22 protein-coding genes are annotated in these 25,408 nt (G+C 60.1%); 9 read left to right on the top strand and 13 right to left on the bottom strand.

Annotated features, from left to right (window positions below; all coding sequences use genetic code 11):
• Positions 1-3 precede the first annotated feature (3 nt).
• Genes urtC through urtE form a run of 3 tightly spaced genes read left to right on the top strand, consistent with a single transcriptional unit; the run spans position 4 to position 2,604 of the window.
• Positions 4-1,170 carry an urea ABC transporter permease subunit UrtC gene (gene urtC, locus Q1A32_RS01060; protein ID WP_299648314.1) on the top strand — a complete coding sequence of 389 codons (1,167 nt, stop codon included), beginning with the start codon at positions 4-6 and terminating at the stop codon, positions 1,168-1,170.
• Entirely contained in the window at positions 1,167-1,916 is a 750-nt protein-coding gene (gene urtD, locus Q1A32_RS01055; RefSeq protein WP_299648311.1) for an urea ABC transporter ATP-binding protein UrtD, read from the top strand. Before urtC ends, urtD begins: the two co-directional genes overlap by 4 nt.
• The gene (gene urtE / locus Q1A32_RS01050; RefSeq protein WP_299648308.1) at positions 1,909-2,604 is read left to right on the top strand and encodes an urea ABC transporter ATP-binding subunit UrtE; all 696 of its coding nucleotides are present in this window, start codon (positions 1,909-1,911) and stop codon (positions 2,602-2,604) included. The genes urtD and urtE overlap by 8 nt, the downstream gene beginning before the upstream one ends.
• Here the strand turns inward: urtE and cysG are convergent.
• From cysG to Q1A32_RS01000, 10 genes are all read right to left on the bottom strand, one after another.
• Positions 2,601-4,004 carry a siroheme synthase CysG gene (gene cysG / locus Q1A32_RS01045; protein ID WP_299648305.1) on the bottom strand — a complete coding sequence of 468 codons (1,404 nt, stop codon included), beginning with the start codon at positions 4,002-4,004 and terminating at the stop codon, positions 2,601-2,603. The two genes, urtE and cysG, sit on opposite strands and share 4 nt — an antisense overlap.
• 10 nt (positions 4,005-4,014) lie before the next feature.
• On the bottom strand, positions 4,015-6,609 hold the full coding sequence (locus Q1A32_RS01040) for a nitrate reductase (RefSeq protein WP_299648303.1): 2,595 nt from the start codon (positions 6,607-6,609) through the stop codon (positions 4,015-4,017).
• Positions 6,606-6,941, bottom strand: coding sequence for a nitrite reductase small subunit NirD (nirD, locus tag Q1A32_RS01035; protein WP_299648300.1), 336 nt, complete (start codon positions 6,939-6,941; stop codon positions 6,606-6,608). Before nirD ends, Q1A32_RS01040 begins: the two co-directional genes overlap by 4 nt.
• Positions 6,938-9,370, bottom strand: coding sequence for a nitrite reductase large subunit NirB (nirB, locus tag Q1A32_RS01030; RefSeq protein ID WP_299648297.1), 2,433 nt, complete (start codon positions 9,368-9,370; stop codon positions 6,938-6,940). The genes nirD and nirB overlap by 4 nt, the downstream gene beginning before the upstream one ends.
• A 36-nt stretch (positions 9,371-9,406) precedes the next feature.
• Positions 9,407-9,823 (bottom strand): globin domain-containing protein, encoded by a 417-nt coding sequence (locus Q1A32_RS01025; protein ID WP_299648294.1) that lies wholly within the window; start codon positions 9,821-9,823, stop codon positions 9,407-9,409.
• 64 nt (positions 9,824-9,887) lie between these two features.
• Complete coding sequence (locus Q1A32_RS01020; protein ID WP_299648291.1) at positions 9,888-11,582, bottom strand: ABC transporter ATP-binding protein; 1,695 nt, start codon at positions 11,580-11,582, stop codon at positions 9,888-9,890.
• Positions 11,583-11,587: 5 nt separating this feature from the next.
• A complete protein-coding gene (locus tag Q1A32_RS01015; RefSeq protein ID WP_299648288.1) occupies positions 11,588-12,667 on the bottom strand; it encodes an ABC transporter permease in 1,080 nt (359 codons plus the stop codon).
• 244 nt (positions 12,668-12,911) lie between these two features.
• Positions 12,912-14,252: a CmpA/NrtA family ABC transporter substrate-binding protein gene (locus Q1A32_RS01010; RefSeq protein ID WP_299652726.1), complete on the bottom strand. Its 1,341-nt coding sequence runs from the start codon at positions 14,250-14,252 to the stop codon at positions 12,912-12,914.
• Positions 14,253-14,517: 265 nt separating this feature from the next.
• The gene (locus tag Q1A32_RS01005; RefSeq protein ID WP_299648285.1) at positions 14,518-15,696 is read right to left on the bottom strand and encodes a CmpA/NrtA family ABC transporter substrate-binding protein; all 1,179 of its coding nucleotides are present in this window, start codon (positions 15,694-15,696) and stop codon (positions 14,518-14,520) included.
• Positions 15,693-16,277 (bottom strand): ANTAR domain-containing response regulator, encoded by a 585-nt coding sequence (locus tag Q1A32_RS01000; RefSeq protein ID WP_299652723.1) that lies wholly within the window; start codon positions 16,275-16,277, stop codon positions 15,693-15,695. The genes Q1A32_RS01005 and Q1A32_RS01000 overlap by 4 nt, the downstream gene beginning before the upstream one ends.
• Before the next feature lie 201 nt (positions 16,278-16,478).
• On the opposite strand from Q1A32_RS01000, the gene Q1A32_RS00995 reads away from it, so the two are divergent.
• From Q1A32_RS00995 to Q1A32_RS00975, 5 genes are all read left to right on the top strand, one after another.
• Complete coding sequence (locus Q1A32_RS00995) at positions 16,479-17,687, top strand: FAD-binding oxidoreductase (RefSeq protein WP_299648282.1); 1,209 nt, start codon at positions 16,479-16,481, stop codon at positions 17,685-17,687.
• Positions 17,688-17,697: 10 nt separating this feature from the next.
• Positions 17,698-18,537, top strand: coding sequence for an NAD(P)-dependent oxidoreductase (locus Q1A32_RS00990; protein WP_299648279.1), 840 nt, complete (start codon positions 17,698-17,700; stop codon positions 18,535-18,537).
• Between the two features lie 3 nt (positions 18,538-18,540).
• The gene (locus Q1A32_RS00985) at positions 18,541-19,515 is read left to right on the top strand and encodes a membrane dipeptidase (RefSeq protein WP_299648276.1); all 975 of its coding nucleotides are present in this window, start codon (positions 18,541-18,543) and stop codon (positions 19,513-19,515) included.
• A gap of 62 nt (positions 19,516-19,577) precedes the next feature.
• Entirely contained in the window at positions 19,578-20,522 is a 945-nt protein-coding gene (locus tag Q1A32_RS00980; protein WP_299648273.1) for an NAD(P)-dependent oxidoreductase, read from the top strand.
• Between the two features lie 41 nt (positions 20,523-20,563).
• A complete protein-coding gene (locus Q1A32_RS00975; protein WP_299648270.1) occupies positions 20,564-21,058 on the top strand; it encodes a hypothetical protein in 495 nt (164 codons plus the stop codon).
• Here the strand turns inward: Q1A32_RS00975 and Q1A32_RS00970 are convergent, their stop codons facing one another.
• The 3 genes from Q1A32_RS00970 to Q1A32_RS00960 are packed head-to-tail and all read right to left on the bottom strand — an operon-like array spanning position 21,059 to position 23,549.
• Entirely contained in the window at positions 21,059-21,610 is a 552-nt protein-coding gene (locus tag Q1A32_RS00970) for a TadE/TadG family type IV pilus assembly protein (protein WP_299610434.1), read from the bottom strand.
• Positions 21,610-22,146, bottom strand: a complete 537-nt coding sequence (locus tag Q1A32_RS00965) for a TadE/TadG family type IV pilus assembly protein (protein ID WP_299610436.1) — start codon at positions 22,144-22,146, stop codon at positions 21,610-21,612. The genes Q1A32_RS00970 and Q1A32_RS00965 overlap by 1 nt, the downstream gene beginning before the upstream one ends.
• Positions 22,143-23,549: a TadE/TadG family type IV pilus assembly protein gene (locus Q1A32_RS00960; RefSeq protein WP_299652720.1), complete on the bottom strand. Its 1,407-nt coding sequence runs from the start codon at positions 23,547-23,549 to the stop codon at positions 22,143-22,145. Before Q1A32_RS00960 ends, Q1A32_RS00965 begins: the two co-directional genes overlap by 4 nt.
• 306 nt (positions 23,550-23,855) lie before the next feature.
• Here Q1A32_RS00960 and Q1A32_RS00955 point away from each other — a divergent pair, with 306 nt between their 5' ends.
• Positions 23,856-25,286: a Glu/Leu/Phe/Val dehydrogenase gene (locus tag Q1A32_RS00955; RefSeq protein WP_299648267.1), complete on the top strand. Its 1,431-nt coding sequence runs from the start codon at positions 23,856-23,858 to the stop codon at positions 25,284-25,286.
• Positions 25,287-25,408 lie beyond the last annotated feature (122 nt).

The following is a 25,408-nucleotide window of genomic DNA, read 5'->3' as shown; positions in this document are numbered from 1 at the left end:
CCGATGCACCGTTCCTTCTTCCTCCAGAACCCTTCCATCCTGTGGTTCCTTACAATCCTTGCAGGCTTCACCGTCGGCGTCACGCTGGTGTCCGAGGTGACAGGCGTCGGCCTTATCTCAACCTCCTTCGTCAAAACGCTGGGCAAGACGCTGTGCCTGTGCCTTGTCGCCATCGCGATGGACGTGGTCTGGGGCTATTGCGGGATCCTGTCGCTGGGCCACTTCGCGTTCTTCGGCATTGGCGGCTATGCCATCGGCATGTGGCTGATGTACGCGCGGACCGAAGGGATCGTGCTGGGCAGTCTTGCCGGCCAACCCATCCCACCCACGCCCGCCGAAATATCAGACGCCATCGGCAACCAGATCTTTGGCGTGGTGGGCAGTTCCGAGTTCCCGATGATCTGGGCCTTCGCCGACAACCTCTTCCTGCAACTCCTCATGGTCGTGCTGGTCCCGGGCCTTTTGGCCCTCGTCTTTGGCTGGCTCGCTTTCCGCAGCCGCGTCACCGGCGTCTACCTGTCGATCCTGACGCAGGCCATGACACTGGCGCTGGCGCTCTACCTCTTCCAGAACGACAGCGGCCTGCGCGGAAACAACGGCCTGTCGGGCCTGCAAAACATCCCCGGCTACGAGGATTTCAGCCAAGCCACTATCTCCATCGTCTTCTTCATCACCTCTGCCATCGCCCTCGCCGCAGGCTACGTGTTCTTCGCGTGGATCGTGTCGGGCAAGATGGGCAGCGTGATCAAAGGCATCCGCGACAACGAAGCCCGCGTGCGTTTCTTGGGCTACCATGTCGAAGGCTACAAGCTCTTCGTCTTCACCACGACCGCCATCATCGCAGGCATCGCGGGCGCGCTCTATTACCCACAGGCGGGCATCATCAACCCCGGTGAGATTGCCCCCATCGCCTCCATCTACCTCGCTGTCTGGGTCGCCATCGGCGGGCGCGGCAGGCTTTATGGCGCGGTCATCGGCGCGGCTTTCGTATCGCTCGTTTCAAGCTGGTTCACGGGCGGCGGTGCGCCTAACATCAACCTCGGGTTCTATGTCATCCAGTGGACGGACTGGTGGCTGGTGCTCTTGGGCTTCTCCTTCGTCGCCGTCACGCTCTTTTTCCCCAAAGGGATCGGCGGCCTCTTTGATCTTCTGGTCAGGAAACAGCCATGAGCATGCTTCTGGAAGTCTCAGGCGTATCGGTGAGCTTCGACGGCTTCCGCGCCATCAACAACCTGTCGATCAACTTCGCACCCGCGGAACTGCGCGCCATCATCGGCCCCAACGGCGCGGGCAAGACCACGTTCATGGACATCGTCACGGGCAAGACAAAACCGGACGAGGGCACGGTGATCTGGGGCGACAAGAACATCTCGCTGCTGGGCCTGTCCGAAAGCCAGATCGCAAGGGAAGGTATCGGGCGCAAGTTCCAGAAACCCACGGTGTTCGAGGCGCAAACCGTGCGCCAGAACCTCGCCATGGCGCTGAAAACGCCGCGCGGCCCCTTTGCCGTCCTCATGCACAAAAAGACCAAGCCAAACGGCGCCCGGATCGAAGCAGTCGCCGAACAGATCGGCCTCACAAATGAAATCACCCGCGTCGCAGGCGAACTCAGCCATGGCCAAAAGCAATGGCTCGAAATTGGCATGCTTCTTGCGCAAGAACCGCGCCTGATGCTGGTCGATGAACCCGCCGCCGGCATGACGCCGGAAGAGCGGGAAAAAACCACCGATATCCTCAAGGAAGCCGCCAAAACCCGCGCCGTCGTTGTGGTCGAACATGACATGGAGTTTGTGCGCAGGCTCAATTGTAAGGTCACGGTCCTGCACGAAGGGTCGGTGCTGGCCGAAGGCAGCCTCGACCACGTCACCTCCGACCAAACCGTCATCGACGTATATCTGGGGCGCGCCCATGCTTGATGTCCAGAATGTCGACCTGAAATACGGCCAAAGCCAGATCCTGTTCGATGTGTCGGTGACGGCACAAGTGGGCGAGATTACCGCCATCATGGGCAACAATGGCGTAGGCAAAACCAGCCTGCTCAAAGCCATCTCGGGCCGTCACCCCACCGCAGGTGGTCAGGCGGCAATAAACGATGCACCCATCGCGATCACCTCACCCTATCAGGCGGCCCGCGCAGGCATCGCCTATGTCCCGCAGGGGCGCGAGATTTTCCCGATGCTCACGGTCCTCGAAAACCTCGAAACCGGGTTCGCGTGCCTGCCCAAGGCAGACCACCACATCCCCGATTTCATATTCGATCTGTTCCCGGTCCTGTCCGACATGCGCACGCGACGCGGCGGGGACCTCTCGGGCGGGCAACAGCAACAGTTGGCCATCGCCCGCGCGCTGATTACCAGACCAAAAGTACTGCTGCTGGACGAACCCACCGAAGGCATCCAGCCCAACGTCATCCAACAGATTGGCGACGCGCTCGAAACCCTGCGCGATCAGGGCGACATGGCGATTGTGCTCGTGGAACAGAACGCCGACTTCGCCTATCGCATCGCCGACAGCTTCGCGGTGATGGAGCAGGGGCGCGTCAAGCGCACGGCGACCAAAGCCGACTACAGCAAAGACGACCTGATGGCTGATCTGGCGCTCTAGGCGGACAGGGCAACCAACTGCGGTGATGCCAGCATGACAGGAGCCTCAGTGACGTCCTTGCGCGATAAAAATAGGATGGCCGGGCTTTCAATTCTGGCCTCTGCCAATTCTGCGACCATGTTTCGCGCACTGCACCGTAGCACCTTCTGGTCGGCACGTTGCGCGTTGTTGACAGCTGTCAACTCAACCTGATCCAATAGACCTGCGCGGGCCAGACACGCTTCGATTTGCGTGGCTGCCGCGACCCCCATGTAAACGGCCACATGGCTGCGCTGGGTCAGATGCGTCACCCAATCGGGAACACCATTGCCATCGGCACAACGCCCGGTGGTCAGCACCAGCGTGTCGCTTTTCCCGCGTTCGGTCAGGAACCCGCCCACAGCGGCGGCGGCCCCACTGGCGGCGGTCACACCGGGCACAATCTCATACGCGATCCCTGCGTCCCGTAGCGCTTCGGCTTCCTCAGCCCCCCGTGCAAACACTCCTGGATCGCCACATTTCAACCGCACCACCCGCTGTCCGCGTTTGGCGGCAGCGACCAGCACGTCGTTGATCTTGTCCTGCGGCCAGGAATGACAGCCGGGGGCTTTGCCGACATAAACGCGCTCGGCATCCCGCCGGGCGAGTTCCAGCACGCCTGGATCGACCAGCTTGTCATAGAAAATGATGTCCGCTTCCTGCAGGCGTTGCACACCGCGTAGCGTAATCAGATCGCTCGACCCCGGCCCAGCCCCCACCAACGCCACGGGAGCAGGTGCGGCGGCAGGTACCTCGTCGGTCCGGATAATGTCCTTGATCGCGCGGGCCACAGGCGCATCCCCGTCGCGGGCATGCTGCGCGCGCAAGGGGCCAGCAAACACCCAGCGCCACAGGTCACGGCGCTGCCGTGGCCCCAGACGGGCGGCGGCAAAGTCACGCAATCGCCCGGCCAGAGCCGCCAGATCGCCAAGGCGCGGGTCCAGCATCCGCTCCAGCGCCGTCTTGATCTGACGCGCCAGCACAGGGGCCGTGCCCTCAGTGCCGATGGCCACGACGACCGGGTCGCGGTCCACGATGGCGGGGGTGATCGCGTCACACAGGTCAGGCTGGTCCACGACATTGACCAGCACCCCGGCTTCGGTCGCGATGGCATGCAGCGCTGCATCCGTTCCGGGACAGCCCGTGCCGACAAAGACCAGCGCCGCGCCGCGCAAGGCGTCTGCGCTGATGGAGCCAGTTCGGTGCGTGATCCGCCCCTGATCCGCCAGCGCCTGCAACTCGACATCCAGAACCGGGGCAAAGACTTCGATCGCCGCTTCGGTCTTGAGCATCAGGCGGCATTTTTGCGTGGCCTGTTCACCACCCCCCAAGATCACCACGCGGCGTCCGGTCATGGTCAGAAACATCGGAAACGTCTTCATGGCAGGCTCCTTATTCAGCAGCAACGGCGGTGGGGTGGGCAGGCAGAAGGGCGGCCAGTTCAGGCTTGCAAGCCCCGCAATTCGTGCCAGCCCCGGTGCAGACCCCAAGCGCATCCACGCTTGCGGCCCCGTCGGCAATGGCGCGCTTGATGTCGTTCAAGCCCACGCTCATGCAGGCACAAACCGTCGGGCCGGGATCGACCTGTGCGCCTGCCGCACGCCCGGCAAGGGCTGCACCGCTTGGGCTGACTTGCCCAATGGCGGCAATGGCGTGGGGACGGGACAGTTGCACCGGCGTAGGGGCCAGGAATAACAAAGCGTTCAGGCGTCCATCCACGTGATGCGCTAGACGTTGCACGCCGGTGGCTTCGTCGCGAAACTGGCTCAGGCTGCCGAGCAATGCGCCAATCAGCTGCGTTAAAACGGCCTCGGCATCCGGGGCGGTGTCTGCACCTGCCGACTCTGCCTGCCATCCGGTGTTCGTGCGGGCGATGGCGCAGTAGTCCCCAAAGACCTGCATGTCCGCTTGTGCAGCGGCAAAGCCGTACCAGCGCGCGGCAAAGCGTTTTGCGGTCACCTGTCCGAACTTCAACGCTGGTTGGCCGGACACTGGGTCCGTCCCGGTTTGAACAACTGCATTCACTGGCGCACCCGTCCGCTGCCGGGTCCAGTGCATGGGGGCAAACAGCGCGCCACGTTCGACCCGGTCCGTGGGCAATGTGCGCAGGATCGACGTGTTCTGTCCATCACTCAGCACACACAGCTCCGCCGTGCCAATTCCGGCCTCTGCCGCGTCATCCGGGTGCATCTCGACATATGGCTCGGCCAGATGCGCCCCAAGCCGCGGCGCTTTCCCCGTCCGCGTCATCGTATGCCACTGGTCCCGATTGCGTCCTGTATTCAAGTGGAACTGACCCCGCGCAGGCTGGGCAGGCGCACTCAAAGGCAACATTCGCGCCTTCCCATCCGCATGGTAAAACCCGCCATCCGCAAAGAAGCGCGCAGGCCCTCTGCCCGCCGCTGGCACAGGCCACTGCACAGGCGCAAGCGCGTCGTACTCGGCATCTGTCAGGTCCGCGAGGCCGCTGATGTCAAAGTCTCGTCCGAACTGCCGCGTGGCCGCCGAAAGCTGCGCATATTCCCGGAAAATCGCTGCAGGCCCGTCGTAATCAAACGCTTCTGCCCATCCCATGGCCGCTGCCACATCCGCGATGATCTGCCAATCGGGCCGCGCCTGTCCCGGCACTGGCAAGAAGGGACGCTGGCGCGATATGCGGCGCTCCGAATTGGTCACTGTCCCGCTTTTTTCGCCCCACCCGGCAGCGGGCAGCAGCACATCGGCCAGATCGCCCGTATCCGTCCGCGCCATGATGTCAGACACCACCGTAAATGGCACCGCTGCAATGGCCTCCGCCACGCCCTGCGCGTCGGGCAGACTGACCGCGGGGTTCGTGGACATCACCCACAGCGCCTTGATCCGCCCATCAGCGCACGCCTGAAACAGATCAACGGCCTTCAACCCCTGCGACGTGCAAATGGTCGGACTGCCCCAGAAGCCCTGCACCGCGTCGCGATGGTCGGCATTCTCGATATCCAGATGGTTGGCCAGCATATTGGCCAGCCCCCCCACCTCGCGCCCGCCCATCGCATTGGGTTGACCCGTGACGGAAAACGGCCCCATGCCGGGCCGCCCAATACGCCCGGTCGCCAGATGGCAATTCAGGATCGCATTCACCTTGTCCGTCCCGCAGGACGACTGGTTCACGCCCTGGGAATAGACGGTCACGACCTTCTCGGTTCCTGCCCACATGGAATAGAAAACCGCCAGATCATCCGCCGACAACCCGCTCTCAGCCGGGTCCGTCGCCTCTGCCGCTGTCACCGCAGCCGCAAAGCCAGACACATGGGCCTCCACATAGGCACGGTTCGCACGCCCGGCCGCCGCCAGATGCGCCAAAAGCCCATTGAACAGCGCGACATCCCCATCGGGGGCCACGCTCAGATGCAAATCCGCCAGCTGAGACGTCGCGGTGCGGCGCGTGTCCACATTAACAACCCGCATCTCGGGCCGCGCCTCTTTCGCTGCGACAATGCGCTGGTGCAATACCGGATGACACCACGCCAGGTTCGACCCGACCAGCACAATCAAATCAGCCTCTTCCAAGTCCTCATACGTGCCCGGCACCGTGTCCGACCCAAAGGCACGCTTGTGTCCCGCCACGGACGACGCCATGCAAAGCCTTGAATTCGTGTCGATATTCGCCGATCCGATAAAGCCTTTCATCAGCTTGTTGGCGACATAATAGTCCTCGGTCAGCAACTGGCCCGAGACGTAAAATGCCACCGAATCCGGTCCATGCTCACGCACACCCTCGGCAAACTTGGCGGCCACCAATGCCGTCGCACTATCCCAATCCGTCTCAACCCCGCCGACCAAAGGAGCAAGCAACCGGCCCTCCAGATCGATGGTCTCGCCCAAAGCTGACCCTTTGGAACACAACCGTCCCAGGTTCGCCGGGTGCTGCGCGTCCCCCTTGATCTGCCCATCGGGCGACGCAATCACTCCACACCCTACGCCGCAGTACGGACAGGTCGTGCAGGTCATGCCGCACTCCGGGCCTGCAAGAACGCCACATCCAGCAATATGCGCCCAGCCTCAACACGGGCCGGATAAGTCGCAACCTGCCCCGCGTCATTGCCCTGCACCAGACCGGTTTCCAAAGAAATCACCCAGTTGTGCAACGGGCAGGTCACGGCAGACCCATGCACAATCCCCTCGGCCAACGGCCCCTGCTTGTGCGGGCAAGCATTGTCCAAAGCAAACACCTCATCCGCCGCCGTACGGAACACGGCCACACAGCCCGCCCGCGTCTTCACCACACGCGCACCGCGCACAGGCACATCGTCCAAAGCTGCAATATCAATCCACTCGGTCATTCCGCAGCCTCCAGCGTCAGGTTCGCCACAGGCCGGTAAATCGCGGCCTTTTTCTGCGCATGCTCGGCCCAGGGGTCTTTCTGATAAACGGTCTGAGACAGGTCGAACCGCGCGGCCAACACGGCCCGTTCAACCGGATCGGAAATACGCTTCCGTATCCAATCCAACCCCACCTTGTTCATCCACTTGTAAATGCGGTCCAAATACTTGGCGTTCTCACGATACAGCTGCGTCATCGCCTTGATCGCGATAATGGTCTCTTCCTCGGTCTCGACATCGATCAACCGCTCGACCTCACGCACGTCCATGCCAGCGGCCCCGCCAATGCCCACCTGATAGCCACTGTCGACACAGACCACGCCAATGTCCTTGCAGGTCGCCTCCGCACAATTGCGCGGACAACCCGACACCCCCAGCTTCAACTTGTGCGGGGTCCACGACCCCCACAGCGCCTTCTCCAGCTTGATGCCGAGGCCCGTGGAATCCTGCGTCCCGAACCGGCAATGATCCGTGCCCACACAGGTCTTTACCGTGCGCAAACCCTTGGAATAGGCGTGGCCCGACACCATCCCGGCGTCGTTCAGATCGGCCCAGATCGAGGGCAAATCCTCACCCTTCACACCCAGCAAGTCGATGCGCTGACCGCCCGTGACCTTCACCGTCGGCACATCATACTTGTCGGCCGCATCGGCAATCGCGCGCAACTCATCCGGCGTGGTGATCCCGCCCCACATGCGCGGCACAACCGAAAAAGTCCCGTCTTTCTGGATATTTGCGTGCTTGCGCTCGTTGATGAAGCGCGACTGCGGGTCGTCCAGATACTCCAGCGGCCAGTCCGCAATCAGGTAGTAATTCAGGGCAGGGCGGCACACATGGCACCCATCCACCGTCTTCCACGCACATTCCTGCCAGACGGCGGCCATGGATTTGAGTTCCTGAGACTTGATCATCCGCCGCACATCTTCATGGGTCATGTCAGTGCAGCCACAAATGGGCTGGGCCGTGGGCATGACGAAATCATCGCCCAGCGTGACGGCCAGAACCTGTTCGACCAGTCCCGTGCAGGTCCCGCAGGACCCCGACGCCTTGGTGACGGCACGCACGGCGTTCAGATCGGCAGCACCCCCTTCGATCGCGTCCACGATGGTGCCTTTGCAAATGCCGTTGCAGCCACAGATTTCCGCATCACGCGGTAAGGCTGCAACGGCTGCTAAAGGGTCCACGGGGGCACCCCCCTGATAAGCAGGTCCAAAGATCACCGTATCGCGCATCTCTGCGATGTCGGTCTTGTCGCGGATCAGGCCAAAGAACCAACCCGAGTCCGCCGTGTCACCATACATCACCGTACCGACGATCACATTGTCCTCGATCACAAGCCTTCGGTAGACCCCGCGCCCGGGGTCTCGGAACACGATGTCCTCGCGCCCCTCGCCATCGGCGAAATCCCCGGCACTGAACAGATCGCAGCCCGTCACCTTCAGCTTGGTGCTGAGTTCTTTCTGCACAAACGCTGCGTCTTCCCCGAGGATCGTCTGCGCCGCCACCTTTGCCTGATCATAAAGCGGGGCCACAAGGCCAAAGATCGCGCCGTTATGCTCAACACATTCGCCCACGGCGAGGATGCTTTCATCAGACGTCACCATCTGGTCATCCACATGAATGCCTTTGCCCACGGCCAGCCCAGCCTCTGCCGCCAGCGCCACGTTGGGGCGGATGCCCACCGCCATGACCAGCAGATCACAGGGCAATTCGGTGCCATCGTCCAGCAGCAACGCTTTGACCTTGCCGTCTTCGCCCAAGATCTCTTTGGAGTTCGCCTGACACAGCACCGTAATGCCCTTGTCCACCAACGCCTTGCGCAAGAGATACCCGGCGGCTTCGTCCAACTGCCGCTCCATCAGGTGGCCCATGATGTGTACGACGGTCACGTCTACACCCCGCGCGGCCATGCCTGCGGCAGCCTCAAGCCCCAACAGACCACCGCCGATGACCACAACCTTGTTCTGCGGCCCCATCGACATCATGAGTTCGGTGTCTTCCAGATCGCGATAGGCAATCACACCGTCCAGATCGTGGCCGGGCAGGGGGATCATGAACGGGTTGGACCCGGTGCCGAAGATCAGCTTGTCATAAGGCAGAACGTCGCCGTTCTCTGCGGTAACGGTCTTTGCCGCCCGATCCACGGACGTCACCCGCTCGCCAAAGCGGCATGTCACACCGTTCGCCTCGTACCAATCGGCATCGTGGGTCACGATCTCTTTGTATGTCTTGTCACCGGCCAGCACAGGGCTCAGCATGATGCGGTTGTAGTTTCCGCGCGGCTCGGCATTGAACAGCGTGACGTTCACGTCTGCGCCCGCGTCAAACAGGTGCTCCAGCGCACGACCCGAGGCCATGCCCGCACCTATGACGATGATTTGCTTAGTCATGGCTCCCTCCTTGTTCAAAGGACGGGGCCGTGGATATCAGGCCTTTGCGTTTTCCATCGCTTCGATCATTGTGTCCGAAATGAACGTGTAGACCGCCAGCCAGGCCGCCTGTTCCGCTTCTGTCAAACCGTCCTTCGAATGCACGTCCAGCGCATGGATCAGCGCCGCGCCCGTGGGCGCGAAGTGATCGGGCAGCGTGCCATAGTCCACATGTTTCTGTGCCAGCTCGGCCACGGCGCTTTTCAGACCGTCGAGGTTGTACAGGTGCAACAGCACATAATCCAACGTATCCACCAGTTTGGCGCGCAATTCGGTGGTGTCGCTTGGAAACATCGGCCTCACGGATGGCGCGATTTCGAACAAACGCCCGTAAAAGGTCGTCGAAAACTCGTCCCGCATGGGCAACACGCGGTTGAAACTGGCCTGAACTGCCTTGATGTCCTGCCGTTGCACGCAAGCCTCCTGATCTGTTGGAAAGATCTGTGCCACGGATTGGTTTACAATTGCTTGTCATGGCTTACTCCGCTGCAATGGCTTTGGGTTTCGTAGTTCCATTGGCGGGCGGCTTCGGCTTCGCCCCGTGCTCGTATTCCTCAAGAAAATCGAGCACATCCTGCCGGTAATTGTAGTAATCCGGATGCTCCAGCAGCGCTTTGCGCGTGCGCGGGCGGGGCAGGTCGACATCCACGATCTTGCCGATGGTCGCCTGCGGCCCGTTGGTCATCATCACCACGCGGTCAGCCAGCAAAATCGCCTCGTCGACGTCATGCGTCACGCAGATGGCGGTGACCTTGGTGCGCGACCACACCTCCATCAGCACTTCCTGCAATTCCCACCGCGTCAGGCTATCCAGCATCCCGAACGGCTCATCCAGCAGCAGCAGCTTCGGCGACAGCGCAAAGGCACGCGCAATCCCCACCCGCTGCTTCATTCCGTTCGACAGGCTGGCAGCCTGCTTATCCATCGCATCGGCCAAACCCACCCGCTCAAGGTAGTACTCCACCACATCCTGCCGCTCGGCACGGCTCGCACGCGGATAGACCTTGTCCACCCCGATCGCCACGTTCTCCTTCGCACTCAGCCACGGGAACAGGTTGGGCGACTGGAACACCACGGCACGCTCGGGGTCCGCCCCTTCCACATGTCGCCCATCCAGCTTGATGGCGCCTTTGGAAATCTCGTTCAGCCCCGCCGCCATCGTCAGCACGGTGGACTTCCCGCACCCCGAATGACCAATCAGCGAGATAAACTCGCCCCGATTGATCTTCAGATCGAAATCCTCAACGACGGTTAAAGGCCCCTTCGGCGTCGGATACACCTTGTGGAGCTGGCTGAAATCCAGGAACCGGTTCTCGATCATCCCTTTCTGCGCATCCGCCACAGCCGCGGGCACACCATGAATGGGGGTCACGTCGGGCAGCACCTTCGTGCCCTCGACCTTCGCCTCGATCCCCATATCCATCAGGTACTTGGTGACATCGGCGCGCAGACGCTTAAACTGATCATTGTGGTTCATCTCCATCCGATCCCGCTGACGGGGAATGGACACCTTGAACTCATCCCCCAACGTGCCATCCGGGTTCAGCGCAATGATGCGGTCGGCCAGAATGATGGCCTCGTCCACGTCATTGGTGATCAGCACACAGGTCTTCTTGTCGGCCTCCCAGATATGCTCGATCTCATCGGCCAGATTGGCGCGGGTCAGCGCATCCAATGCGGACAAAGGTTCGTCCAGCAACAACACCTCGGGGTTCATGGCCAGCGCACGGGCCACATTCACACGCTGACGCATGCCGCCGGACAGCTCGGCAGGGCGACGGGTCGCGGCATGACCCAGACCCACCATTGTCACGTAATGCTCAACCTTTGCAGCCCGCTCAGCCTTGGACAGGCCGGGAAAGATCGTGTCGACGGCCAAGCCGACATTCCCGTTCACGGTCAGCCACGGCATCAGCGAATAACTCTGAAAGATCACACCACGCTCAGGCCCCGGGCCCGCAACAGGCGCACCCTTGAACAGAACTTCACCGGACGATGGCGTCTCAAGCCCGGCCATCAGGTTGATCAGGGTTGTCTTGCCGGTGCCGGAAAAGCCCAGCAGAACCAGAAACTCACCCTCTTCCACGGACAAGGAAATGTCTTGCAAAACCTCAGTCCGTTCGGCCCCGGCCTCGTAAAACTTCGATACGTTCTTGAACTCGATCATGCTCATGGGGATCACCGATTGTTCGTGAAGGTGAACATGGACTGGATGGCGTACATCAACCGGTCCAGCAGGAAGCCGATGATGCCGATGGTGAACACGGCCACCATGATCTTGGCCAACGATTGCGACGACCCGTTCTGGAACTCATCCCAGACGAACTTGCCCAAACCGGGGTTCTGCGCCAGCATTTCGGCGGCAATCAGAACCATCCAGCCGACCCCAAGGGACAGGCGCAGACCGGTAAAGATCAGGGGCAGGGCAGAGGGCAAAACCAGCTTGGTGATCTTGGTCCACGTGTTCATTTTCAGAACCTTGGACACGCTCACCAGATCCTTGTCGATGCTCGCGACACCCAGCGCCGTGTTGATCAACGTCGGCCACAGCGAACACAAGGTCACGGTGATGGCGGAGGTCAGAAATGACTTCGCGAACCAGCCATCCGACGCGTAAGTGGCCGACACGATCATGGTCACAATGGGCAACCACGCCAGCGGCGACACAGGCTTGAAAATCTGGATCAGCGGATTGATGGCCGAATTCACCATCGGGCTCAGCCCCGCAGCAATCCCCAGCGGAATGGCAATGGCTGACGCAATCAGAAAGCCAAAGAACACCGTCTGGATCGAAGTCCAGATTTGATCGTAATAGGTCGGCTTACCGGTATAGACGCGCTCTTTTACCCGGTCTTCGTTGCCCTCGGCGATTAGCTTGGCGTTGCGCTCATCCTGCCGGACATAGAACGCCGCCTCTTTCTCTTTCTCGCGCTGGGCGTCGGCGTGCAGATTGCCCACCTGCTCCCAGACCTGAACGGGGCCGGGGATTGCCCCTAGTGAAGTCTGCACCGTGGGGGCCAGCGTGGCCCAGGCGGCCAGAAACAGACCAATCGCCAAAAGCGGGACACCCAGCAGACGCCAGATTTCGCGACCTTGAGCCTTGGGGTTGTCGCCAGCTGCCGCTTTCAGCACCGGGGTCAGCCAGGCAAGGCCCAGAACCTGAAACCATTTGTCGGCGGCGTTTATGCGCGTGAATGTTCGCTGCTTGCGGTCTTCACGCGCGGCGGCGTCCAATTCGGATGGGTCTATGGCGGTCATGTCGGGGCCTCCTCGGCGGGATCGGGCGGGGCGTCAAAACCCCATATCTTGTGTGTGGCGGCCTATGCTGCACTGCGGCGGTGCATAGGGGGTGTACGGGGGGTGCACGCAGGGTGACACCGGGGAGTCAGGGGCTCTTGCGGCACAGCAGCGTGCCTGATTTTTGAGCAGATGCCCCGCCAATGGGGCCAAATTGCTGCAAGGCAGCGTAGGGTGGGCAATGCTGCCCACCGCTTCATGGCTTTCAACCTTCGACCGCGTTGCCGATGACCTTCTGGTCACCCTTCAGACCGATGGGCAGGCTGTCGATATAGGCGTTGGGCGCTTTACCGTCGTAAGGAATGCCGTCGATGATATCGGCCGCAGGTGTGGGCGTTTTGAACCCGTCGCTGTCCCATGGGAAATCGGCCTCATCCGCCAGCCCTTCGTCCACCAGCAGACGGGCGGCTTCGAGGTAAATCTCGGGCTTGTAGACCTTGGCGGCCACGTCGAAATACCACTGATCGTCTTTCGCCTCTGCGATCTGACCCCAGCGGCGCATCTGGGTCAGGTACCAGATCGCATCCGAGTAGAACGGGTAGGTCGCGTTGTAGCGGAAGAACACGTTGAAGTCCGGCGCAGGGCGGCGGTCGCCCTTCTCGAATTCAAAGAAGCCGGTCATCGAATTGGCGATCACGTCGTAATCCGCGCCCACATATTCCGACCGGCTCAGAATCTCGACCGCTTCCTCGCGGTTGGCGTTGTCGTTCTCGTCCAGCCAGATGGCCGCACGGATCAGCGCCTTGGTGATGGCCTTGGTCGTGTTGGGGTATTCTTCGGCGAATTCATTGGTGATGCCGAACACTTTTTCGGGGTTGTTCTTCCACATGTCATAGTCGGTGATGACCGGCACGCCGATGCCTTTGAACACCGCTTGCTGGTTCCACGGCTCACCCACAGCGTATCCATATATTGTGCCCGCCTCCATCGTGGCAGGCATTTGTGGGGGTGGGGTGACGCTCAACAGTACGTCTGCCCCGATTTGCCCGCTGATGTTTTCGGGGCTGTAAAAGCCCGGCTCAAGCCCACCGGCGGCCAGCCAATAGCGGATTTCGTAGTTGTGGGTCGAGACCGGGAACACCATGCCCATGTTGAACGGCAGGCCCTGATCCTTGTAGTCCTCAACGACTGGGGCAAGGGCCTCTGCGCTGATCGGATGCTGCGGACGGCCATCGTCCATCAGCGGCACATGGGGCTTCATCTCTTCCCAGATCTGGTTCGAAACGGTGATGCCGTTGCCGTTCAGATCCATGGAAAAGGGCGTGATGATATGCGCCTCGGTGCCGTAGCCGATGGTGGCCGCAAGCGGCTGCCCGGCCAGCATATGTGCACCGTCCAATTGGCCGTCAATCACGCCATCGAGCAGCACTTTCCAATTGGCCTGCGCCTCCAGTGTGACGAACAATCCCTCGTCTTCGAAGTAGCCATTTTCATATGCGATGGCGAGCGGTGCCATGTCGGTCAGCTTGATGAAGCCGAATTTCAGTTCATCCTTTTCAAGGTCCAGAAGTTCGGCATGTGCGGCGGTGCCAAGCAAGGCAGCCATGGCACCTGCAAACGTAAAAAGACGTGTCATCCTGTCGGTCCTTTTTCAAACAAAAAAGCCGCCCGTTTCGGGTGCGCACGGGAGGAGGTGTACGCAGACCAAAACGAGCGGCTTTGCTCTTGATAGAGCCCCCATCACTGGGAGCAGAGGGAAGCGTCATTGCTTCGTTGAGATCAGCCTAGCGGTCGGTTCATTCAGAGAACAACAAGAAAGTTGGGATACCATGATGAATCTTGCTGCAATGCAGCGAATGCTCAAAAAGTAATCACTCAAGCGCCGTAAAATCAAACGTAGCGCCATCAAAAAAAGCATCCGGCCCCAGAATCATCTCCCCCCGCGTCGACGCGACGGCGACGGGGTTGGTCAGGGCGCCTTCGATTTTCGCGGATGCGCCGGGCATATCGATTCCCATGGGCCCCAAATGCTGGCGATAGGAGTCGGGGCGCATGGTGTTTTGCGCGACCGAAATGGCGTGGTCGCGGTCCATCCCGGCAAGCCTTGCGATTTCTGCCCCGATCCACGCGGCTTGACTGCGCCACGGGAAATTGGCCGCGCGGTCGTGGAACCGCAAAAAGCCGGGCACATCGACAGGAGCCGCGCCAAGCTGTGTGGCGAAGCGCCCCATCAACGCGTGGTCCAGAGCAGCATGCGGCAAATCCAGATGCGCGCTGCGGGCCAGTATCTCGATAGCGAGAGGTCGGTTCTTGGGCACATCCAGCCACGCCGCCGCCCGCGCCACGGCGCGCATCAAGGCCCCCACTGTGGACGTGTGTTCCTCCACCCAGTCATGCCGCGCGGCCAAGACTTTTTCAGGTGCATGCGCCCAAATGGCTGTGCCGGGCAAGATCAGCTCACCTACATTGTTGGCCACGGCCACCGATCCCCACGGCTCACCAACGCAGAATACGTCTATTTCATCGGCAGCTACAGCGTCGGCCATCAGAGGCGGTGGGGTTGTGATGATGTGAATGTCCGTAGGCAGCGCGTGCCCCGAATGCCCAATCCAGTATTCGAACAGCAATCGGTGCATGGAGTAGGGAAATGGAACACCCACACGCAAAGGACGGTCAAGCGCGGACAAGAGCGGTCCGACTGTATCTTTCGGCGAACTGAAACCACCCGGCCACCCTTTGTCGCGCATGGATGCTGCCATCGCGTTGGACACGCCGATGACCGTTCCGTTCACCGATAACACCATAAGCGCATCGATCTGCGCCACCGGACCACTCAGGCCAAGTGACATCGCAATGGGCATGGGGGCGAGCATGTGGGTCACATCCAGATGCCCGAGCGCCAACAGGTCACGTAGTGCTGCCCACGAGGGTTGGCGCAACAGGTTCAGCGACAGCCCTTCATCGGCGGCAAAGCTCAACTCCTGCGCTACGATCAGCGGGGCACTGTCCACCAGTGGCACATATCCGCAATTGAGCCGCGTGATACTCATGAAAGCAGGTCCGATGCGGTCAGAAGCGCCTGCGCCACGTCGATCACCTTGCGGTTCTGCGACATGGCCGTTTTGCGCAACAGGGCATAGGCGTCTTCTTCGCTGACGCCTTTGGCACGCATGATCATGCCCTTGGCGCGGTCCACCGTCTTGCGGTCCGCGAGGGCCTGTTTGGCCGCCTCCAACTCGTTGCGCATCTGGCTCATCATCTGGAACCGTGCGATGGCCGTTTGCAGGACAGGTTTGATCCGCTCGGGCTGCAACTCACCCACAACATAGGCCGACAGACCGGCCGTCACGGCGGCCTGGGTCATCTCGTCATCGGAGCGGTCCACGAACATGGCCACCGGTCGGCTTTGGGCCGCGGACGCAACGCTGACCTGCTCCAAAGCGTCACGACTGGGGTTCGCCAGATCAATCAGCACCAGATCAGGATCAAGGGCCGCCAGCTTGCGTGCCAGCCCCGTCACATCGCCCAAGACGACCACGTCAGTCCAACCGCCTTCCATCAACGCATCAATGATGTCGCGGGCGCGGTCGGGATCGGGTTCGATCACTGCTATTTTCATGCCGTCAGTCACTCGCGTGTCGTGCTGTATCGTGGTCCGCTGATCCACCCGCCGCGTTGCTGCACGCAACACCATGCCGCACTGTCATGCGCCCTGATCTCTCGTGTTGGGCAGTGCGCCTAAAAAACAGGCGCCAGGTGAATAAAGGTCTGGCGTGCCATGCGAAACCGCCGCACAGTCGCGCCCGGACAAAGGCCGAGCGGAGGACCCCACGTGGCGCAAACACCAACGCATTCCACCTATGACGTGGTCATCGTCGGCGGGGCCATCATGGGCGCATCCACGGCGTGGTTTCTGACGGACAACCCGGACTTTGACGGGCGTGTTCTGGTGGTCGAACGCGACCCGACCTATTCGGCTTGCTCGACTGCGCATACCAACAGCTGCATGCGGCAGCAATTCTCGACCGAGTTGAACGTGCGCATCAGCCAGTTCGCCGCCGATTTCGTGAAAAACATCCGCCGGTACATGGGCGGCGATGACCGCGTGCCCGAGCTTGGCATCCGCAGTTTTGGTTACATGTATCTGGCCGATACGGACGCCTTTGCCGATACGCTGCGCGATAACATTAATGTACAACATGCCGCCGGTGCAGCGACCGAGCTGATGACGCCGGAGCAGATCAAGGCGCGCTATCCCTTCTACAATGTGGATGACATCGTTCTGGGGTCGATCAACACGGTGGACGAAGGGTACTGGGACGGGGCTGCTGTCTTTGACTGGTGGCGCAGGCAATCGCGCGAGCGGGGTGTTGAATACATCGAGAACGAAGTCGTCGCCATGACCCGCGATGCATCCGGCACGCGCGTCGAAAGCGTCACGCTTACCAGTGGCGAGGTCATTGGCTGCGGGCAGGTGGTGAACGCATCCGGCCCGCGCGCGGCGCGCACGGCGCAGATGGCGGGCATTGGTGTGCCGGTCGAACCGCGCAAGCGGTTTTCATGGGTGTTCAAGGCCGAACAGCCCTTGGATCAGGACCTGCCGCTGACCATTGACCCGTCCGGTGTGCACGTCCGCGAAAACGGTGGGGGCACCTATCAGGCAGGCGGTCATTCTGATGTTGACCCGGCTGTCGACTATGACGATTTCACCATGGATCACAGCATCTGGGAAACCCATGTCTGGCCCGTCCTCGCCACGCGCATCCCCCAGTTCGAGGCGATCAAGGTCACCAGTGAATGGGCCGGGCACTATTCCATGAACACGTTCGACCACAACGCCATCATGGGCCCGCACAATGAAGTTGAGAATTTCGTCTTTCTCAATGGCTTCTCAGGTCACGGGCTACAGCAATCCCCAGCCATGGGGCGCGGCACCGCCGAGTGGCTCACCTATGGTGCCTACAGGTCTCTGGACCTGACGCCCTTCCACTATGACCGGCTTGTCGCCGACCGCCCCATCATCGAAAAAGCAGTGATCTGAAGGACCGACCATGAAGAAACTTGTGCTGACAGGGGCTGCCGGACGCCTTGGGTCTTATCTGCGCGAACCGCTGTCAAAGATGTGCGAAACGCTTGTTTCAACCGACATCGCCGATGGCATCGACACCTTGCTGCCGAATGAAAGCTATGTTCAGGCTGACCTTGCCGATTTCGACGCGATGGAGGCGCTGGTCAAAGGCTCCGACATGGTGGTGCATTTCGGCGCTTTCGTGGATGAAGGACCGTTCGAGACACTGCTGGGCCCGAACTTCATCGGCTCTTACAACATTTGGGAAGCTGCGCGCCGGCATGGCACGCGGCGCATTGTCTATGCATCTTCAATCCATGCTGTGGGGATGCACCCCAAGACAGAGGCCATCGGCATTGATGCCCCCCACCGCCCCGACGGGTTCTATGGCCTTGCCAAATGCTTCACCGAAGACCTTGCGCGCATGTATTGGGACAAGAACGGGATCGAGGCGGTGTGCCTGCGCATCCTGTCCTGTGCCAATGTCACCAACCCGCGCGCGGTGGGCTCGTGGCTGAGCTATGATGACATGATCCATTTGGTGGAACGGGCTATCGATACGCCCATTGCCGGGTTCTCCATCGTTTATGGCGTGTCCGACAATGACCGCGCACCGGTCGACAATTCGGGCGCGCGGCATCTGGGCTACCGTCCCAAGGACAATGCCGAACAGTTTGCGAAAGAGATCTATGCCAAGGCCGGTGTGCTGGACCCGCAGGACCCGGCCAATGCCTGCCATGGTGGCCCCTTTGCAAGCACCCCAATTGGCCGCAGCGCGATGATGGCGCTGAACCTCGACAAGGAAGACACGGGCAAGGACTGAGCCATGCGCATCGACAATCTTCAGTACTGCAAGTGGTCGGAAAAGGTCTTTTGCCAGATGCGCGAGGGGGGCGTGGATGCCGTCCACGTCACCATCTCGTATCACGAGAATTTCCGCGAGACGGTGCTGAATTTTGAGCAATGGAACCGGTGGTTTGAGATGTACCCGGACCTGATCACCAAGGGGCTGTGGGCCAGCGATATTGATCGGGCAAAGGCTGACGGGAAGACTGCGGTATTCTTCGGTTTCCAGAACCCCAGCCCGATCGAAGACGATATCGGGTTGGTGGAGATCGTGCATACGCTGGGTGCGCGCTTCATGCAGTTGACCTACAACAACCAGTCCTTATTGGCGACGGGCTGTTACGAGGCTGAGGACACCGGCATCACCCGCATGGGCAAACAGGTGATCAAGGAGATGAACCGCGTGGGGCTTGTGGTGGATATGAGTCATTCAGCTGATCGCTCGACCATAGAAGCGGCAGATATTTCGGATCGCCCCATCGCGATCACCCACGCCAACCCGCATGACTGGCACCCCGCTTTGCGCAACAAGCGGGACGATGTAATCCGGGCCGTAACATCCAATGGCGGCATGCTGGGCTTTTCGCTTTATCCGCATCACCTGAAGGATGGGTCGAACTGCACGTTGCAATCCTTTTGCGAGGCGGTGGCGCGCACGGCTGACACCTATGGCACCGACAGGATCGGGATCGGTTCTGACCTGTGTCAGGACCAGCCGGACAGCGTCGTCGAATGGATGCGTGTGGGCCGCTGGTCGAAAGAGATCGACTATGGCGAAGGCTCGGCGGCCAACCCCGGCTTCCCGCCTCAACCCGACTGGTTCCGCGACAACCGTGACTTCGGCAATATCGACGACGGCCTGCGTGCCACCGGCATGTCCGAGGACGAGGTGGCGGGCATCATGGGCGGCAATTGGTATCGGTTTTATGCCGAGAATTTCGGGCCTGCGTCGTAAACAAGACGGACAGTGTCGGGCAATAGCCGTCCCTTTAGCCAAAAGGAACAAGGGAGGGGCCCATGAAAATCGGCTTTATTGGTCTGGGCAATGTCGGTGGAAAACTGTCGGGCAGCCTGATCCGCAACGGGCATGACGTGGCCGTGCATGATCTGAATGCGGAGTTCGTTTCAGCCAAGGTGGCCGACGGCGCAACCGACGGGCAAAGCCCGGCGGCGCTGATGCAAAGCTGTGATGCCGTGATCACCTGTTTGCCCAGCCCTGCTGCGTCCGCCGCCGTGATGGACGAGATGTTGCCGCACATCCGCCCCGGCAAGATCTGGATGGAGATGTCGACCACGGACGAGGCCGAGTTGAAGCGCATCGGCGCGCAGGTCATTGCAGCAGGCGCCGCCGCCGTCGATTGCCCGGTTTCGGGCGGCTGCCACCGGGCGGACACGGGCAATATCAGCATCTTTGCAGGCTGTGACCGTGCCACGTTCGAACGCATTTTGCCGCTGCTCACCATAATGGGGCGGCGCGTACTGCACACTGGCGATCTGGGCAGTGCATCGGTGCTGAAGGTGCTGACCAATTACCTCGCCACCGCGAACCTGGTCAGTTGCGCCGAGGCGCTGACAGTCGCCAAGGGGGCGGGCATGGACCTTGGCGTCGCTTATGAGGCGATGGCAATCAGTTCCGGCACGTCCTTTGTCCATGAAACCGAAAGCCAGGTAATCCTGAACGGCAGCCGCGATATTTCCTTCACGATGGATCTTGTGGCCAAGGACATTGGCCTGTTTCAGGACGTGGCCGACAGGGCAGGGGTGCCTTTGGACCTCAACCCGCTGCTGATCAACATGTTCAATGATGCCATCGGCCGCTTTGGACCGCGTGAGCAGTCGCCCAACATCATCAAACGGCTTGAAGAGGCGACAGGTCTTGATGTCACCGCACCGGGCTTTCCCGCAGAAATGGTCGATAATGAGCCCGAAGAACCGGGGGCCGAGGTCATCGTGCGGCGTTGATCGACCTTGCCCGCCTGACGCGACCAAGCTAAGGGCGGGCCATGCATGGTCTGAAATTCGAAGAAGGCGAAGTCATCGCCACAATCAACGCGTCGCCGGGGCGGCGCATTCTGGGGATTGGATCGCTATGGCTCCTGTCGCTGATGGTGATCTATGTCGCCATCGTGCGCCCGCCCGAGATCGGCTGGCAGGTTTTTCTGCTTGTGTTGGGGGGCGGGTCCATCTGGATCGCGGAAAAGATGCGCCGGGCGACGGCCTTGACGCTCGAACTGACGCCGGAATTTTTGCGGGACAGTTCTGGTGAAGTCGTCGCCAAAATCGATGACATCCTGTCAATCGATCGCGGGATGTTTGCGTTCAAGCCATCCAACGGGTTTTTGCTTCGACTGTCCGCGTCAAACGGGCGTGCATGGCGCCCGGGTCTTTGGTGGCGCCTTGGCAATCGGATTGGCATCGGGGGAATGACACCCGGTCACCAGGCAAAATTCATGGCCGAGATACTCTCGGCCATGATTGCAGAACGGTCGTCTGACTGATTACTCGCTGGCCCAGAGCACGCGTGGTGCATAGCGGGGGCGCGTGAACACGAAGTTTTCGATCTCACGCTCGCGCAGGCCCGTTGCAAAAGGCGGGTCGTATTTGACGAACGTCTCGACCACCATCACGCGTTCATTGTGGGGCATGACCGGCAATAGGTGCCGCAGCTCCTTGACCTGGTTGTTGGACAGTGCGGGCTGCCAGCCCTTGGCCTGCGACCAGTCACGTTTGTAAACGTCGTTCACCTCGTCATACTTCACGCTGGTGACGCGGACGGCGACGTTCGAGTCTTGATTGGACGTCAGGTAGGCGAGGATTTCGCGTGTCCCGTTCAAGTAAGCAGTGTCCAAAGGCGTCGTCTCGCGAGAGATGATGTCGCCGATTGTGTACGCGGCCTTCTGGTTGATCGAGTGCTGGCGGTATGCGTCAAAGATCGCGAACATCGAAAGGTAGGCCCAGAAGAGGACGGGGACGATCAGCACGGTTTCCACCGCAATGCTGCCGCGCTCGTCATCGCGGAAGGACCGCATGTTTGTGATTAGGCGTTTCATCAGCTTGGCTCCTGCACAAATCCGGACATCGAGACCATCTTGACCCGGCCTGCGCCGTCTTTAGTGAATGACCGGCCCAGTCCCGCGAGGGGGAAAACCGGATCAAAGGAATAGCACGCGCGCAGCATCATCAGCTGGTGCTCGGACCCGTGCACAAAGGTGGTCGAAGGGCTCACGGCCATGGAGGTGTCGACACATTCAGGCGAATTCGGGAAGCCTGAGAAAGAGCGTGCCGAGACAGGCTTCATTTCCAGTTTCAGCGTCTCTTCGCAGTTTTCCAGAAACCCGGAATACTCACACACCATCGCCTTGATGTCGCTGTGGTCATAGTTGGCGCCAGTGTTCAAGCGCACGTTACGCACCGCGATGTCGAGGCCCCTGTCCAGAAAACCCTGGCGGAAGGAATAGATTCCAAGTTCGACCGAGGTCATGAAGAGGGTGAACATGAGTGGCACCGCAAGGGCAAATTCCACCAGCATTTGGCCATCCTCTTCGCGCCGGAACCGACGCAGGAATGATTTGATATTAAGGGTCATTGGGTCAGCCTCAGTTGGTTGATTTGCTTGGCGATTGCCTCAAAGGCTTCGGTAATCTCGACGCCTTCCACCCGGAAGAAATGACTTGGCGAGGATGCGCAGTTTTCCATCACGCCGGCCGAATAATCGGTCACCTCGAAGCCCACGGACCACACCACGATACCTTCGCTCTTGGCGGCGTCGCAGATGTCTTCAAGCATCGCATCGGCCTGACCGGAGGTGTATTTGGTGTACCGCCAGTTGCTCCAGCTGCCGCGCACGTAGTTGTTCAGGTACCAGTGCAGCGGGTAACGGCTCCAGTGCGCGTATTCGGACGGGCTGTTGTAGTACCATGGCTGAATACGTGTCGTGTCTACGTTCTGACCGTCGGTCATCAGGACCACGGTTTTCAGTGTTTCCACATCCGAGTATGACGCGGGACGACCTGCAAAGGCATCGTCGACGATGTTCTCGTCCGGCCCGGCCAAGTCCTGCGTGATCGGACGGAAAGTCGGGTCAAGCAACGCCACACCCCATTTCATCCCGAGGTGGATCGACGTGTTGGCCCGTGCACGGTAGTCGTCGATGGTGTTCTTGAGCTTCGTTGCACTCTGGCTGAAGGGCACGATTTCTTCGAAGTCGCGCTTGGGACAGCCAGGATTGCTCACCGGATTCGAATAGTTCCAGCCCTCGTCAAAGTGCTGCATCTGTTCATACTCGTTGTCCAGATCCAGACCGGTTTCAGAGAAATCGGCAATCTCGAAGTCAACGCAATACGAGTAGTTGTGCCGGTGATCCGTCTCCATGCGAGAGAAGATGTCATATCCTGCGTTCACCTGAGCAGTGTAGGGGATCAGAGAGATCGAAATGAGGTCTTCGTTCTCTTCCCGGATGACCGTGTCGACAAATGTCTTCGCGGCATCTTGCAGGTTTTCCATCTTGTTGTTCCGACCCATCGAGCCGGAAATGTCGAGAACCATCGAGATTTCGACATTCGACACACGCTCTTCAGCTTGTGCCAGTGCGGGAACAGGCAGCGTATCCACGCCCATCAGGCGCATGAATTGTGTGCTCGTGGTCTTGTCGGCAGACGCCGTGACCGTCCGAAAGTTCAATCCCTCGTCGACTGTAACGGACGAGAGGTAGTTGCTCATCCCGGCCTTGTCGAAGTAATCGCGCACAACCTCTTCGGGGTCGAGCGGTTGATCCAGATCAGCAGCAGCAAGTACCGCGCGGTCTACAGTTGCCTGCATCCGCGTGCGTTCCATTTCATTATGCATCAGGTCGACGCCTATACCGCCGACTAAAATCATCATCATAAACATTGCCACGGCGAAAATGGTCATGGACCCCGACTCGTCGCGTGCAAATCCGGCGACGCTGGATCTCAGCCCCGCCTTCGTTGTCAATTTCCGTGTCCACATCATTGGCTTTAAACACCTTGTTGTTTCGGTCATCTCAGGCCTTTACAGCCTTTTCACCCGCCGAATGGTGTGACGCCGGAATGTGGCTGAAATCGGGCAAAACGGGGAAAGCTGTGTGGAGATTTTGATTCGATTGTCGTCAATCCGTCTTCGTATGGGCGACTGTTTACGAATTGTTAGTCTGTTGGGCGTGCGGTCCCGGGTTTTTCCAATGCACAAAAAATTCGCACCTCTTAACGGAACCGTCATAGGCTGGGCGCACAGACTCAACCAAATGTGAGTCGTGCCGGAAAAAGGAGTACCCGGATGAGCACCCAGAACGAGCCAAGTTTCCGCGAAAGCGTTGATATCATGTTCAACCGTGCGGTGGCGTTGATGGACCTGCCGCCGGGGCTGGAAGAAAAGATCAGGGTTTGCAACGCAACCTACACTGTACGTTTTGGTGTGCGGCTGCGTGGTCAGATCCAGACCTTCACCGGATATCGATCTGTCCACTCTGAACACATGGAGCCGGTCAAGGGCGGCATCCGCTTTGCCATGGGCGTCAATCAGGATGAGGTCGAAGCGCTGGCCGCGCTGATGACCTACAAATGCGCGCTGGTGGAGGCGCCCTTTGGTGGTTCCAAGGGCGGGTTGCACATTGATCCACGTGAATATGACGATCACGAGATGGAGCTGATCACCCGCCGATTTGCCTATGAGTTGATCAAACGCGACATGATCAACCCCGCGCAAAACGTGCCCGCCCCGGATATGGGCACGGGCGAGCGTGAAATGGCGTGGATTGCCGACCAGTACAAACGCATGAACACGACCGACATCAACGGCGTGGCGTGCGTCACCGGCAAACCGACCAATGCGGGCGGCATTCAGGGCCGGACCGAAGCCACCGGGCGCGGTGTGCAATACGCGCTGCGCGAGTTTTTCCGTGATACGGAAGGTGTGAAGAAGGCCAATATGTCCGGCACGCTCGATGGCAAGCGGATCGTTGTGCAGGGTCTTGGCAACGTCGGGTACCACGCCGCCAAATTCCTGGCGGAACAGGATGGCTGCAAGATCGTCGGGATCATCGAGCGTGATGGTGCCTTGGTCGATGATCGCGGGTTGGACATCGATGCCGTGCGCAACTGGATCATGAATCATGGCGGTGTCGGGGGCTATCCGGATGGCACCTTTGTCGAGGACGGCTCTGTGGTCCTTGAGAAAGACTGTGACATCCTTGTGCCCGCCGCGCTTGAGGGTGTGATCAACCTTTCAAACGCTGAACGTGTGACTGCGCCTTTGATTATTGAGGCGGCAAACGGCCCTGTGACTGCCGGTGCGGATGCCATTTTGCGGGAAAAGGGCACCGTAATCATCCCCGACATGTACGCCAATGCAGGCGGTGTGACGGTGTCCTACTTCGAATGGGTCAAGAACCTCAGCCACATTCGTTTTGGCCGAATGCAACGCCGCCAGGAAGAAGCGCGGCACCAATTGGTTGTCGATGAACTGGAGCGTTTGAGCCAGCATCTTGGCGATGCGTGGTCCATGACACCGGATTTTAAGGGCAAGTACCTGCGCGGTGCGGATGAATTGGAACTGGTGCGCTCCGGTCTCGATGACACGATGCGCGCAGCCTATCAATCCATGGCATCGGTCTGGCATGGTCGCGATGAGGTCGATGACCTGCGCACCGCCGCCTATCTCGTTGCCATTGGCAAAGTTGCCGACAGCTATAGGGCCAAAGGGCTCTAGCCGCCGTTGGTTCGTTAACGCGAATGCGCGTCACGCGCTTGCCTGCACCCGCCGCTTGGCGGGTGCTTTTTTTCAAGCCTTACCTCAAACTGCAGGATTTTTTTGGACCAAATAAGATGAAT

It is taken from the genome of uncultured Tateyamaria sp. (genome assembly GCF_947503415.1).
Taxonomy (GTDB): Bacteria; Pseudomonadota; Alphaproteobacteria; order Rhodobacterales; family Rhodobacteraceae; genus Tateyamaria.
This window is presented reverse-complemented; position numbering and strand designations above follow the sequence as displayed.